General features: G+C 39.8%; 12 protein-coding genes, 1 pseudogene and 2 riboswitches. Of the genes and pseudogenes, 12 read left to right on the top strand and 1 reads right to left on the bottom strand.

The annotated features are described in order from the left end of the window. The first annotated feature begins 90 nt into the window (after positions 1–90). The 3 genes and pseudogenes from FCI53_RS12530 to FCI53_RS12520 form a co-directional block, all read left to right on the top strand. A complete protein-coding gene (locus FCI53_RS12530) occupies positions 91–1,263 on the top strand; it encodes an MFS transporter (RefSeq protein WP_138419383.1) in 1,173 nt (390 codons plus the stop codon). Positions 1,264–1,530: 267 nt separating this feature from the next. Beyond that, a complete protein-coding gene (locus FCI53_RS12525; RefSeq protein WP_138419381.1) occupies positions 1,531–1,719 on the top strand; it encodes an MFS transporter in 189 nt (62 codons plus the stop codon). 12 nt (positions 1,720–1,731) lie between these two features. Beyond that, a pseudogene (locus tag FCI53_RS12520) lies at positions 1,732–2,733 on the top strand (MFS transporter); the annotation flags it as partial. A 67-nt stretch (positions 2,734–2,800) separates the two neighbouring features. Here the strand turns inward: FCI53_RS12520 and FCI53_RS12515 are convergent. Continuing rightward, on the bottom strand, positions 2,801–3,136 hold the full coding sequence (locus FCI53_RS12515) for a winged helix-turn-helix transcriptional regulator (protein WP_138419377.1): 336 nt from the start codon (positions 3,134–3,136) through the stop codon (positions 2,801–2,803). A 220-nt stretch (positions 3,137–3,356) separates the two neighbouring features. Here FCI53_RS12515 and FCI53_RS12510 point away from each other — a divergent pair, with 220 nt between their 5' ends. The 9 genes from FCI53_RS12510 to FCI53_RS12470 all read left to right on the top strand — a co-directional run bounded on the left by FCI53_RS12510 (position 3,357) and on the right by FCI53_RS12470 (position 14,693). After that, positions 3,357–4,421, top strand: coding sequence for an LLM class flavin-dependent oxidoreductase (locus FCI53_RS12510; RefSeq protein WP_138419375.1), 1,065 nt, complete (start codon positions 3,357–3,359; stop codon positions 4,419–4,421). A 63-nt stretch (positions 4,422–4,484) separates the two neighbouring features. Continuing rightward, positions 4,485–5,033 carry an NADPH-dependent FMN reductase gene (locus FCI53_RS12505; protein WP_425457179.1) on the top strand — a complete coding sequence of 183 codons (549 nt, stop codon included), beginning with the start codon at positions 4,485–4,487 and terminating at the stop codon, positions 5,031–5,033. A gap of 280 nt (positions 5,034–5,313) precedes the next feature. After that, entirely contained in the window at positions 5,314–5,724 is a 411-nt protein-coding gene (locus FCI53_RS12500) for a DoxX family protein (RefSeq protein ID WP_138419367.1), read from the top strand. A 216-nt stretch (positions 5,725–5,940) separates the two neighbouring features. Next, a riboswitch (TPP riboswitch) is annotated at positions 5,941–6,050 on the top strand. Between the two features lie 147 nt (positions 6,051–6,197). Then, positions 6,198–7,235, top strand: a complete 1,038-nt coding sequence (locus tag FCI53_RS12495) for an ABC transporter substrate-binding protein (protein ID WP_138419365.1) — start codon at positions 6,198–6,200, stop codon at positions 7,233–7,235. A gap of 15 nt (positions 7,236–7,250) precedes the next feature. Further along, complete coding sequence (locus FCI53_RS12490; protein ID WP_138419364.1) at positions 7,251–7,544, top strand: thiamine-binding protein; 294 nt, start codon at positions 7,251–7,253, stop codon at positions 7,542–7,544. 66 nt (positions 7,545–7,610) lie between these two features. Continuing rightward, complete coding sequence (locus FCI53_RS12485) at positions 7,611–8,372, top strand: ABC transporter permease (RefSeq protein ID WP_138419455.1); 762 nt, start codon at positions 7,611–7,613, stop codon at positions 8,370–8,372. 3 nt (positions 8,373–8,375) lie between these two features. Next, on the top strand, positions 8,376–9,107 hold the full coding sequence (locus tag FCI53_RS12480; RefSeq protein WP_138419362.1) for an ABC transporter ATP-binding protein: 732 nt from the start codon (positions 8,376–8,378) through the stop codon (positions 9,105–9,107). A 393-nt stretch (positions 9,108–9,500) separates the two neighbouring features. Beyond that, positions 9,501–12,695: a DEAD/DEAH box helicase gene (locus FCI53_RS12475; protein ID WP_138419360.1), complete on the top strand. Its 3,195-nt coding sequence runs from the start codon at positions 9,501–9,503 to the stop codon at positions 12,693–12,695. 425 nt (positions 12,696–13,120) lie between these two features. Next, positions 13,121–13,222, top strand: a riboswitch (purine riboswitch). A 343-nt stretch (positions 13,223–13,565) separates the two neighbouring features. Next, positions 13,566–14,693: a BMP family lipoprotein gene (locus FCI53_RS12470; protein WP_138419358.1), complete on the top strand. Its 1,128-nt coding sequence runs from the start codon at positions 13,566–13,568 to the stop codon at positions 14,691–14,693. Positions 14,694–14,777 lie beyond the last annotated feature (84 nt).

Raw genomic sequence — 14,777 nt, 5'->3', positions numbered from 1 at the left:
TCCTGTCTATTTTCCTATTTTTTAAGCTTGTTTTCCAAAAATAACAGGGTTACTATTAATAATAGAACTTCATAGAAAGGACGTCATCGAATGGATAAACGAGTCTACTTTTTAATGACCATTTCCTTTGTGATTGGGATGGTTGAATTAATTATAAGTGGGATACTAGATTTAATCGCAGAAGATTTAGGTGTTAGCCTTGCTAAAGCAGGCTATCTAATTACGGTTTTTGCTTTCATATTTGCAGTAGCGTCTCCCGTTCTATTAATTGCTACGGCGAAAATAGAGCGTAAACGATTGACGATCGTTTCATTATTTATCTTTTTGTTTGGTAATATAGTGACGGTGTTCAGCCCAAACTATACGATTCTTTTTATAGGTCGGATAATAACTGCGACAAGCGGTGCTTTATTAATCATTCTATGTCTGGTGTTAGCACCAACAATTGTGGAGCCGAAATATCGGGCAAGAGCGATTGGAATTGTTTCGATGGGAGTTAGTGGTTCACTTGTATTAGGAATCCCAATTGGGCTAACGATCGGGAATGCATTTGGTTGGCGAGGCCCTTTTGTGATGATCACGGTATTAACCGCTATTTCGATTATTGGGATTTTCTTTATGATGGACAAGGTGGAGCCGAAGCCTCAGGTTCCGCTCCGAGAACAGCTCGCGACATTAAAGAATAAAAAAATAGTATTTGCACAACTGACCACCTTTCTATATATGGCGGGGCACACGGCCCTTTATGCGTATTTAAAACCTTTTCTACAAGAAACGACTGGGCTTGAAGGCACATGGGTAAGTATTATTTATTTCGTATTCGGGATTGCTGCTGTTAGTGGTGGTGGAATTGGCGGAACATTAGCTGACCTGTTCGGATCGAAGCGAACCATTCTGATCTCGATTATTATATTTACTGTCGTCATGTTTGCTATTCCATACACAACAACCTATCTCGTCATATTCCTTACCATGGTTGTCATTTGGGGGATGTTAAGCTGGGCCATCTCGCCAGCGATGCAAAGCTATCTGATTGAGACGGCACCAAAGACCTCTGACATTCAGCAAAGCTTAAACAACTCTTCCTTGCACTTTGGTGTAGCAATTGGGTCATTAATTGGTGGAGTTGTGATCGAACAAACATCTGTTGAACAAACAACAGTGATTGGTGGAATATTAATCCTTGCTTCCCTCGTAACATCGCTAATTTCGATGCGTAGTCAAGAGAAGGTTGAGGATAGAAGCACTGTCCCTCAAACATAGCAAGCATTGGGAGATAGAAAAAGTTAGTATATCCAAGTTTTGAGCAAAATAACAATTAGTTAGAAACAGCCTAATAAAAACCCTCCAAAACATTTTACCATGTTTTGGAGGGTTTTTTTATGTGGTGCGACATACAGGTGAAATGTATGAACCAATCATATTTTAGTTTATATGGTGGAATACTTTTGTTAAGGATTAATAATTTGAACAAGGAAAAGTGAAATTATAACGAGTGGCGCGGTTGTAAACGAAAGAGGTGCGGAATTGATGGAGCAATCCAAACCAAAGAATAACATCATGCTAATCATATCCATCATGTTTGGCTATGCATTGACCTACATGGACAAAAGTATGATTTCTACAGCAATTATTCCAATTGAAGAAGAATTGAGTATAAATGCTAGCCAATCAGGGCTACTTATGAGTATGTTTTTCATAGGATATACCGTCATGTAATTTCCAAGTGGATGGCTCTCGGACAAAATTGGGCCCAAAAAGGTGTTAATCCTTTCGATCGGTACTATTCTAGTTGCAACATTTTTCTTTGGCTTCGTTAGTTCATTAGTCTTGTTAATGATTATCCGACTAGTTGCAGGGCTTGGTCATGCTGGTGTACCAACAAGCTCAACGAAAGTTGTTGCCAATAAATTTGAGCCCAAACAAAAGATGTTTGTTCAGTCATTAATTTTGTCAACCTCTGGTATTGGTGGCATCCTTGCCTTTACATTAGGTACCACGTTAATTAACTTGGACTGGCGTTATGCTTATTACGGGTTAGCTGCATTATATGCTATTTCTATCCTTATGATTATGATCTTCTTTCCAAAAGAGAAAAAGGATTCGAAGCAAGAACAGGAGAAACAGAAGGATAATGTCCCATTAAAAAAGGTATTTAAAGATGTAAATGTATTTATTTTATTTGCCGCACTATTATTTTTAAATGTAGTTCTATACGGATACCTTTCTTGGTTGCCATCACTGTATGAGGCTAATTTTGGATTTGACTTAAAAGCAATTAGTATTATTTTAAGTATCAATTCCATTTTAATGAGTGTTGGTGCATTAAGCTCGAGCTTCTTGGTTAAAAAGGTGTTTAAAGGGAATGATAAGCGGTTTGCTTTAATTGCTATTGTTATATGTGCACTAGCATGTATCATGTTTGCGATGACCGATCATTTAGTGATGGCTGTTAGTATGATGTTTCTATTTACCCTTTCATCAAATGCGGTTTACGTCACGTTATTTAGCTGGCCGCATAAATTGATTGAACAAAAAATAATTGGTTCGTCGATCGCCATTATTAATATGGGCTCAACGTTTGGCGGTTTTTTATCTCCTATTGTGACTGGCTATTTAATTACCGCTTTCGGTAGTAATTATAATGTGGCATTTTTGGCAATGGGGATAAGTGCCATTGTGTGTGGTTTATTTATTCTTATAGTAAGAACAAAGCGTGGAAATGCAACTTAAAAATCAATAAAGGTACCAGGTACTTTAAAACGACAGTTGTCTATTTAAAGTACCTGGTACCTTTTTTTTATGGGGTATCAGATGAAGGTGTTTCTTCTTTATACCAAACCTGAGACCAGTTTTCAATTGCTCTTATGATGGGTTCCATGGATTGACCTTTTTCCGTTAAAGAATACTCAATAATGACGGGGGTATCTGGTATAACCTCACGTTTGATCACTCCTTGGGACTCTAAATCCTTCAAACGATCGGATAATACTTTTCCGCTTATACCAATAGAGGATTGAATTTCATTAAACCTTTGTGGGCCTGATAGCAATTGATAAATAACTAATGCTGTCCATCTCTGACTTAACAGCGAAATTGCCTTTTCAAATTTTGGGCAAATTGTAGGCTGTTTCATTTTACATTCACCTCTTTCTTGATTCTATTGTACCACAAAATAGTCGTTTTATAACAAATTAATACTTATTTACTTGACAATATTTAATAATATAAATATACTAACTTACATAAAGTAACTTAATGTAAAAAGATTATTTGCACCAAATGAAAGAAAGGAGATAGAGAATATGGAATCATGAAACAAACTAGAGTTGGCTGTATAAGAAGGAGGAATCCATTTGGCAAAAAAAGAACGTGCCGGTATAGAGATCGGAGTGTATACACTAGCCGATATTGGTCCTGACCCCTTAACTGGAAAGACATTGACGGCTAAAGAAAGAGTAAAAGAAATCATTCAAGCCGCAAAACTTGCCGATGAAGCAGGGCTAGACATATTTGGTGTAGGAGAACATCATCGACTCGATTATGCTGCTTCCTCTCCAGCTGTCATCTTAGCGGCAATTGCACAGGCGACAAAACAAATTAGATTAACAAGTACAACAAGTGTTTTAAGTACGCTTGATCCTGTTCGTTTATTTGAAGATTTTGCTACATTGGATTTACTTTCGGATGGTCGCGCAGAAATACTGGCAGGAAGAGGAGCATTTATTGAATCATTTCCTCTTTTTGGCTATCGTACAGACGATTATGATGCATTGTTTGAAGAACATTTGGAGCTCCTATTGAAACTGACTCAAAAGGAAACCGTCACATGGTCAGGGAAGTACCGTCCTTCTTTAAAGAATGCTGACATTGCCCCAAGACCAGTGCAAGAAGAATTACCAATTTGGTTAGGTGTTGGGGGGAGTCCTGAGAGTGCTAGCCGTGCTGGAAGGTTTGGCGTTGGAATGGCATTAGCGATCCTAGGTGGAAATCCAAAGCGGTTTAAGCCACTTGTTGATTATTACCATCAAGCTGGAATAGACGCTGGACATGCACCAGAGCAGTTAAAGGTCGGTGTAACCGGTCATGCTTATATAGCTGAGACAACCCAACAAGCGAAGGATGAGTTTTATCCTTATTACGCGAATTATTGGTGGTATGTAAACCGTCAGCGTGGAATGGGAAGAAGGATGTCAAGGACTGAATTTGATCAGGTGACTGCCCCAGATACTGCATTACTTGTAGGAAGTCCGCAGCAAGTCACAGAGAAGATCCTCGAGCAACACGAACTTTTTGGGCACCAACGCTTCTTGGCCCAGTTAGATATAGGGGCCCAACCTTTTGACAAAGTAGCAAAAAGTATGGAGTTGTTAGCGACAGAGGTTGCTCCAGTCTTACGAAGAGAAACAAGTAAATCATAGGCGGTGTGAAAATTGGGTTTTATTAAAAATTTATTTGGTAAACAATCAAAGGAGGAAGAAACAATGACAACTGAAAAATTAAACATTGGCATTATTTTAGGAAGTACTCGTGAGGGACGTGTAAGCCCGCAAGTAGGAGAATGGGTAAAAGGAATTGCTGACAAACGTGGAGATGCTAATTATGAAATCGTAGATATTACCGATTATAATCTTCCATTTTTAGGAACAACAGATGGGACGGAACCAGGTATAGCTGCTTGGAATGAGAAACTAGCTAGCCTTGATGGGTTTGTATTTATTGTTCAAGAATACAATCACAGTATTAGTGGTGCGTTAAAGAACGCTATCGATTTCGCCCGTGAAGCTTGGTATAACAAAGCGGCTGGGATTGTTAGCTATGGTTCCACTGGTGGAGCACGTGCAGCAGAACACTTACGCGGTATTCTAGGAGAAGTAAAAGTAGCCGATGTTCGTGCACATCCAACTTTATCACTTTTCACAGATTTTGAGGAAATGAGTAAGTTTAACCCGCAAGAACTACATCTTGATAACGTAAATGCAATGCTTGATGAGACAATTGCTTGGAGCGGAGCATTAAAAACGTTACGTTAAATACGAATCGTTTATGAATAGTAGATGTAATGTAGGTGAGATTTGTATTGAGTAGGACTCTTTTTTTAAGGTTTGTGCTTATTTGTGTGATGTAAACGAACGTTTTACTGTAATTGGTGAGGCGGTATAATTAGTGTGACTTAAGGTTTTTCTATATGAAAATATTATTTTTTAAAAGAATAAAAGGGTTGCGACTAACTTAGTTATTTGTCCCCTTTGACAATCTTTGCCAAAGGGGACGACGTCTCATTTAATATTATAGATATTGGGGGAAATTGAAATGATAAATAAAGTTGAAATTGGTACGTTAATTTTAAGGGTCGTATTAGGTTTAATATTCTTTGTCCATGGATTAGATAAGTTTCAAGGTGGAATTGAGAATACTGCCGGCTGGTTCGCAAGTATTGGTTTGCCAGGATTTTTAGCTTATGGCGTTGCACTAGTGGAACTCGTTGGTGGAATCGCGTTAATTGTTGGCTTGTTTAGCAGATTTGTATCGGCGTTGTTAGCACTTATTATGGTTGGAGCTATTATAAAAGTAAAATTGGCTGCAGGATTTTTAGATGGATATGAACTAGACCTAGCATTAATGGCAATGGCGGTATTTATTTCTATTAATGGTTCAAAAGCATATGCTGTTGATGAAATCCTTTCTAAAGGAAAAGAAACAAAAAATGAAGCTGCTGCGTGAAGTAGGATTCGAAGCACGGAGATCGTCGAAGCATGAAAACGGTTCTCGTGCTTCTTTTTTCTATGGTCTGCATCATGGTAGATTCGCCCGCCTGATTGGTGTGAATTGACCGAGAGAGCCCGCGTCTTAGCTGGTTCGTGTACCCTCTTCACTTGAATTTTCTGTCGGTTTGTGGCATAGTGGTCCATATACACAATGTAAAACAATAGAATAACTGTTTCAATGTAGGGGGACCAGTGTTGCTGGTTGAGATCGTATCCGAAAGATACAGACCCTTGGAACCTGATCTGGTTGATGCCAGCGTAGGGAACATATATACCGTAATTGACGATGTATGCGCTCTGGCTTAGGCCTGGGGCGCATTTTTTAGTGTATAGAAAATGTAGGTGATAGATTGCTAGCAAACACTGCAGCTAATCTACATTTTAATCGGTATGTTCCAACAATCAATACATAAAACGAGGAGGATGAACATGAAAAAATTACTAGCTGTATCACTCTTATTGCTACTAACGGTGTTAGCAGCATGCGGGAATAACGAAGAGAACGAAGCAAATCAAGACAACACAAGCACGCAAGAATCAGGAGAAAACGCACAAGAATCAGAGAATTTAACAGAAGTGTCCATGGTGCTCGATTGGACACCAAATACGAATCACACTGGTTTATATGTGGCACAAGCACAAGGATATTTTGAAGAACAAGGCTTAGATGTGGAAATTTCGATGCCAGGTGAGGCTGGTGCGGATCCGATGGTAGCATCTGGACAATCGGACTTTGGCATCGGTGCACAGGAAAGTGTGACGGAAGCGCGCATTCAAGATATTCCGATCGTGTCGATTGCGGCGGTAATTCAACAGAACACCTCAGGGTTTGCTTCCCCTGCAGATAAAGAGATTACGACACCAGCTGATTATGAAGGAAAAACATACGGCGGTTGGGGTGCACCAGTGGAAAAAGCAGTGATTGACTCGATCATGAAACAAGAAGACGCAGATGTAGAAGAAGTGAACATTGTTAATATGGGCAACACAGATTTTTTCACGGCCGTTGAACGTGATGTTGACTTTGCTTGGATCTTCTATGGTTGGACCGGTGTAGAAGCGGAATTACGTGGAATTGATTTGAATATGCAATACTTGACCGATTACTCAGAAAAACTAGATTATTACACACCTGTTATTACAACGAATGAAACAATGATTGCTGACAATCCCGGCACAGTCGAAGCGTTTATGGCTGCTGTTACTAAGGGGTATAACGACGCGATCGAAAACCCAGAAGAAGCTGCCGATATCTTAATTGAAGCTGTACCTGATTTGGACCCGGAATTAGTTAAAGCAAGTCAACAATGGCTGTCACCGAAATACCAAGATGATGCAGAACAATGGGGAATGCAAGATCTAGCAGTTTGGGAAAACTATGCAGACTGGATGTATGAAAATGACTTGTTAGAACGTGAACTAGATGCAGAAAAAGCATTTACGAATGAATTTTTACCAGAAAAGTAACGAGAGGTGAATAAGATGGCCAACGCACTTGTAAGTATTCAAATTATCCCGAAAACAAAGAATGGGGAAGACGTGATTCCGTATGTGGATGCAGCGATTGATGTGATCGAGCAAGCTGGTGTCAAATACGAAGTCCACCCATTAGAAACAACCATGGAAGGGGAGTTATCAGATTTATTTGCAGTGATTGAAAAAATGAATCAAAAAATGGCGGACCTCGGTAGTGCTAGCATCATTTCGCAAGTGAAGGTTTACTACAAGCCGGATGGTGATGCATCGATGGATGTGTTAACGGAGAAGTATCGCTAAACGATAAAATAAAGAGGCGATTGGAGGTGAGGGGTGTTGGCTTTGAACAGCAGCACCCTTGTACAGATGAAAAACATGCTAGCACAAGGATGGCGGCCAGTTCTGGTCATCATCCTTTTACTGATTCTATGGGAAATTAGTAGTCGATTACTAGATATCCCAACATGGTTACTGCCATCCCCGACGGAAATTGCGCGTGAAGGGGTGACGAGTTGGGCAAACTATCAGCACCATCTTTTTTCAACGACAAAATTATCGGTGATCGGCTTTGTGATTGGGGTTAGTGTTGGATTGTTGATTGCGGTTATTCTTCATTTACTACCAACCGTAAGGCAGGCCTTTTATCCATTATTAATTTTATCGCAGAACATTCCGATCATTGTCCTCGCGCCATTGCTTGTGATTTGGTTTGGTTTTGGTGTATTGCCGAAAGTCTTAATTATCACACTCGTTTGCTTCTTTCCAATTGCGGTAGCTACCTTGGATGGATTTCGGCAAACAAATCAAGAGTTACTTCATTATATGCGGATGGCTGGTGCTACTAAGGGGCAAATTTTTCGAAAATTAGAGTTACCACATGCATTGCCATCGATCTTTTCAGGGTTGAAAATTTCAGCAACGTACAGCGTAATGGGCGCGGTGATTTCTGAGTGGCTTGGAGCGAATCAAGGGATCGGGGTCTATATGACATTGGCACAATCCTCGTTTCGTACTGATCGTGTGTTTGTTGCGATTGTCTTTATCATGATTCTATGTTTAGTCTTTTTCGGTTTGATTATCGCGTTGGAAAAGTTACTGATTAAATGGCGTGCAACAGAGGGGGAATGAGGCATGAGTGAATTAGTAGTCGAAGGTGTGACGAAATCTTTTTCAGGCAAAAAGGTGTTGGATAATATTTCATTTACCGTCCAAGAGGGGGAGTTTGTCTCGTTGCTCGGACCATCTGGAAGCGGAAAAAGTACCCTGTTTCATTTAATTGGTGGATTGTTTGGACCGGATGCTGGCAACTTTTATTTAGACGGGAACAAAATTAATGGAAAAAGGGGAGCAATTAGTTATACCCCACAAAGCCCATCACTCTTGCCGTGGCGAACGGTACTTGACAATGTGGTGCTTGGTGCAGAGATTTTTGCGAAACCTGATCGACCACAAGCTCGAATGATGCTGGAAAAAGCAGGTCTAGCTGGTTATGAAGATGCTTATCCCCATCATTTGTCAGGTGGTATGCGCCAGCGTGTCGCGTTTGTTCGTGCATTATTGAGTCCACAAGATTTCATTTGTTTGGATGAACCATTTTCGGCATTGGATGAATTTACAAGATTAGAAATGCAACAATGGCTGTTATCGATCTGGGAACAGAACCGCAAATCGGTGTTATTTGTTACCCATAATATCGAAGAGGCCATCCATTTATCCGATCGCATTATCGTGTTATCAAGCAATCCAGCCACAGTAAAACGGGAATTTACCATCCCATTTGAACGCCCACGCGACCAAGCACTCTTATTATCAGAAGAGATGCTACAATGGAAAAAACAAATCTACCAAGAACTACAGACATAAAGGAAGCACGGGGACGAATCTCGTGCTTCCTTATTTTGATAAATCTAGTCTCTCCTAGTAAGTGCTCAAATGTGTTAAAGTTAATATACAAGCGGTTCATGATTCCGCTAACGGCTCAAAAAGCAGTAAAAATATGGACGAAGTGGTCTCTGATTCCGCTAATGCACTAAAATTAAGTGAAAACAGCCTCGAATCAGGCTAATAACGGAATGAGGAACCGCCTAACTGCCAAAAAGGGCATAAAAAGCGAGAATAGTGGAATGAGAGACCGCCTTGCGATAGAAAGCAGTTGGTGATTCCGCTAAATGTCCAGATTTAATAGAGACTTTTCATTGGGACCGACGGATTGTATATGTATCATCATAGAATTTTCCATAGATAGGAGAGGGCCTCATGCAACTAAAAATAACGAAAAAAATGATCCAAGAACGATGCGGGGCTGTCTCCTATAAAAAAGGGGACGCCTTTTATCGTAAAGGCAATGTAACGCTAGAGCACATCACAACAGATTATTTACAAGCTACGGTGAAAGGGATAGAAGACTTCCATGTCCAAATCGAGAAACATCCTAAAGGCTTTACGGCGACATGCAGCTGCCCAACGCTCGCTTCTTATCAAAGAGATTGCCAGCATGTTGCAGCGGTATTAATTGCTTGGCAGTATCAGCAAGAAGACAAGCATCAACAGGTAGAGCCACGCGATCGTACCACAAGCGGAGGTCTTTCAGAAGGAATTCTGCAATTATTCGAGCAGCCAACTACTGCTGGAAGTGGTCAGCAAAGCCATTTTGAAAACAGACAAGTTTTGCCGATCACGTTTATCTGTAAAGTTGATACCAACGATAAGAAACAGGCTATGCTTGGCATCGAACTCCAGGTAGCAACACATCCAGCCCTAGCTATTCGTGCCTTTCTTGAAAATGTAAAAGAGGGTAACAAGCATGAGGTTACATCTGGGTTTGTATACGATCCGGCAATACACTGTTTTGACGAAGCGACGGATGCCATTCTCAAGCAGCTGATTATGATCATGTTGGATGAAAAAATGTATCAGCGGGCAATGCCTACCCAAACCAGTCAAAATAAACAGTTGCTCCTGATTCCTGCTTCCGCCTGGAATCGACTAGAACCCCTATTATTACGTGCCTCACAGGTACATGTGCAATGGAATGGAAGTATGCTGCCTTTTCAAGTAGTCGATGACGCTTTACCATTAACATTTGAATTTACAGGAAACAACCAAAATGGATATAGCCTATCGATTGCTGGTTTAAGCAAAATGGCAGTTTTAAAAGCGTATCACACCGTCCTATATGATGGGAAAATGGTGCGGGTTAACCAACAAGAAGCAGAACGTCTCTATGAATTAAAACGCATGACCGACAATTCAGCTACAAACGTCATTCCGATACCGACGCACCAATTAAAGGATTACATGGAAAGATTAGTCCCATCGTTAAGAAAAATGGGGGAAGTTCATTTATCAGGGGAGATTTCCGAGACATTACAAAAAACACCACTAAAGGCAAAGTTGTACGTAGACCGTATCAAAAATCGTTTGCTTGCTGGGCTAGAATTTCATTACGACAGTGTGATCATTAACCCACTGGATCAGCGCAACATGCAAGTAGGTTCCTTGATTATTCGGGACATGGCCAAAGAAGAAGAGATCCTGCAGTTGATGGAGGAAAGCAAGTTTAGCCAAACCGAAAGTGGCTACTTTTTGCAAAATGAGGCATTAGAATATAATTTCTTATACCATCAGCTACCGAAATTACAAAAGCTAACAAATGTCTATGCGACAACCGCAGTAAGAATGCGGATCGCACCAAAAAGTACTTTTCCTAAAATTAAAGTAAAACATAAAAAAGAACGAACCAATTGGCTAGATTTTACGTTCGAGATGGATGGGATTAAGGAACAAGAAATTAAGGAAGTATTAGCTGCATTAGAAGAGAAGCGGAAATATTATCACCTCAGAGATGGCGCCTTGCTCTCCTTGGAAACAAAAGAAATGGAAGAAATAAAACAGTTCTTGCAAGCTGTCCCTGTTCAAGATGATGAACTGGAAAAACAATTTGAAGTTCCGATCGTAGAAGGACTGCGAATCCTCAACAGAATGGGGGAAAGTGATACCGTCACTCTAGAACAATCTTTTCGTACGTTTTTGTCCGGCCTAAACCATCCCGAACAATTGGAGTTTACCATTCCAGAACCCCTAAAAGACACATTACGCCCTTATCAAGCACACGGGTTTAAATGGATGAAATCTCTTGCTAGCTACGGGTTTGGAGGAATTCTTGCCGACGACATGGGGCTGGGAAAAACGATTCAAAGTATTGCGTTTATGTTATCTGAACTGGCTACCATACGTGAACGGAAGCAACCTGCATTAATTGTCTGTCCTTCATCCGTTACCTATAACTGGCAACATGAGTTCACGAAATTTGCCCCAAACATAAAGACACTGATTGTGGACGGGAATAAGTCAAATCGAAGGAAACTACAACAACAATGGACAGATGTGGATGTTGTTATCACGAGTTATCCATTGCTACGCAGTGACAGTAAAGCCTATGAGAGCCAAACATTCCATGTCGTCTTTTTTGATGAGGCCCAATTGTTTAAAAATCCCTTAACCCAAACGGCTCGTGTCGTCAAAAAAATTGAAGCGAATCATCGTTTTGCTTTAACTGGTACTCCAATGGAAAATGCACTTGAAGAGCTTTGGTCGATTTTTCATGTTGTGTTCCCTGAACTATTCCTAGGCTTAAGAGAGTTCAGTGAATTAACGAAAAAACAAATTGCAAGAAGGATTCGTCCATTTATGCTACGTAGGGTCAAGGAAGATGTATTGGGCGAATTACCAAAGAAAAGTGAAACGATTGATTATGCCGAACTGCTTCCAGGCCAAAAGAAACTGTACAGTAGTTATTTGGCCAAGCTACGTCATGATACGTTTAAACATTTGGACCAAGAAACAATCCGAAAAAATCGGATAAAAATTCTCGCTGGTTTAACACGCCTTCGTCAACTCTGTTGTCATCCAGCATTGTTTGTCGATGGGTATCAAGGTAAATCAGCCAAGTTTGAACAACTAAAACGCATTATAGAACAGTCGAGACAGGCTGGTAGGCGTGTCTTAATTTTTTCTCAATTCACGAAAATGTTACAGCTGATTGGACAAGAATTAGCTTATCAAGGATTGCCTTATTTTTATTTGGATGGCCAAACAGCATCAGAAGAAAGGGTAGACTTATGTCATCGATACAATCAAGGCGAGCGGGATTTGTTTCTCATTTCCTTAAAAGCGGGTGGGACAGGACTGAATCTCACTGGTGCAGACACCGTTATTTTTTACGATAGCTGGTGGAATCCAGCCGTTGAAGAACAAGCAGCAGACCGCGCCCATCGCATCGGTCAAAAACATGACGTTCAAGTTATTAAGCTTGTCGCCAAAGGAACCATTGAAGAGAAAATGAACGCCTTACAAGACAAAAAACGACATCTAATCGAAGAAGTAATCGATCCAAATGACAAACAAACAACAACATTAACAGAAGAAGATATACAAGAATTGTTGAGTTAACTGGGACAAGGGGACAGGGCACTTGTCCCAGTCCCTTTGTCATTGCATAATACGGAAATCCCCGTTTTTTATGGAATTACTAATAGTTTCACTGGATTCACAAAATACCTGGTACGTTAAATGGACAGATGTCCTTTAGAGTACCAGATCTATTTCTTTATGCGGTACTTGTTACGATCATGTAAGAGACTTCCTTCCCTTGATAAAACGAACGATTAACGAACGAAACTATTAAATGTTTGCGTTTTCGGAAAATGCAAATTTATAAATTGTTTCAAAATAGGAATTAGGATATAAGGTTGTTTTTTATATAAGAAGGCTTTTTTTCAGTTATGACAAGTGTTTGAGAGGTTTGGTGTAACAATCCACCTTAGTTTTTATAAAAAAATCTTTGCATTATTAGGAATGAGTGATATACTAAAATACGAATTTAATAATAGTTTTTTCATATAGTCGCAGGGATATGGCCTGCAAGTTTCTACCAGTTTACCGTAAATAAACTGACTATGGAAAGCGAGTCTAGATAAAGACTATTTTATACGGTCAGAAGTTATCAATTAACAGACGATCGTATAGATTTAAACACCGATTTTTTTGATGATTTGGCGAAAAATGTCGAAGAGTCGTGTGTTTAATAGATTTTTATCTTATTTCGGTCTATTGAAGCTCGAAATATATGCTTTCACATAGTGAGCATGTATTTTGAGCTTCTTTTTTTCTATAGGATTATATGAAAACAAGACATCGATAGGAATAGGGGGAGCATAGAAGATTGTAGATGATATACACGTGTGAAAAAACGATGAAATCAAATTAGTTTATACAAAGTTAATGTATATATCATTTTTAAAAGAAATAGGAGGGAAAACGATGAAAAATCGTAAATTTTTACTTTTTGGTATCATTCTATCTATAAGTTTATTCCTAGTAGCGTGTGGAACAGCGAGTGAAGAGAATACGGAAGAAGAAAATAATGCAGGAACAGAAGAAAGTGGAAACACTACTTCTGGAACAGAAGAAACTTCAACAGATTATCAGGTTGGTATGGTTACAGACGAAGGTGGCGTAGATGATAAATCATTTAACCAATCGGCTTGGGAAGGTATAAAAGCTTGGGGAGAAGAGAATGGTTTAGCAAAAGGGGAAGGTTTTGACTATGCGCAGTCAGATGAAACAGCGGATTATATGCCTAACATCACCCGTTTCGTTCGTGACGACTATGATCTAGTTTATGGTGTTGGATTTAAATTAAAGAAAGATATTCAAAAAGCAGCAGACCAGTTTGCAAATACGAATTTTGCAATCGTTGATGATGTGGTGGATGCTCCAAACGCTGCAAGTATTACGTTTAAAGAACATCAAGGCTCATTCTTAGTAGGGGTGGCTGCTGCTCTAAAAACGACAACGGAAAAGGTTGGATTTGTGGGAGGAATCAACTCTCCTTTAATTAAGAAATTCGAATCAGGATTCACAGCAGGTGTTAAATCTATCAATCCAGACATTGAAGTGGATGTGCAATATGCGGAGTCATTTACAGACCCTGCAAAAGGTAAATTAATCGCAACAAACATGTATGATAGTGGTGTGGATGTCATTTACCATTCATCTGGTGGAACAGGAAATGGCGTGTTTAACCAAGCCAAAGATATTAAGCAAAATGAACCTGAACGTGCCATTTGGGTAATCGGTGTAGACCGTGACCAGTATGAAGAAGGTCAAATTGGCGAACATAATGTAACGTTAACTTCCATGGTAAAACGTGTAGATGTAGCGGTTCAAGATGTAATAAACAGAGGAATGAATGGAGAATTCCCTGAAGGCGAACAATTAGAATACGGTTTAGAAGAAAACGGGATACGTGTTGCTACCACAAATGAAGAAGCAATGACAGAAGAAATCATCTCCACTGTTAAAGATTGGGAAGAAGAAATTCTTAACGGTGAAGTGGAAGTACCACAAACAATAGAAGAATTAGAGGCTTATGTGGACTCGTTATAACCAAAAGTAGAGAAGGCTATAGTAGCCTTCTCTACTTCATGTAAGGATCTAATAAAAAATCTTCAACGAAAGAGGGTAGAAGAG

Origin of the sequence: Aquibacillus sediminis (genome assembly GCF_005870085.1) — a bacterium.
Lineage (GTDB): Bacteria > Bacillota > Bacilli > Bacillales > Amphibacillaceae > Aquibacillus_E > Aquibacillus_E sediminis.
This window is presented reverse-complemented; position numbering and strand designations above follow the sequence as displayed.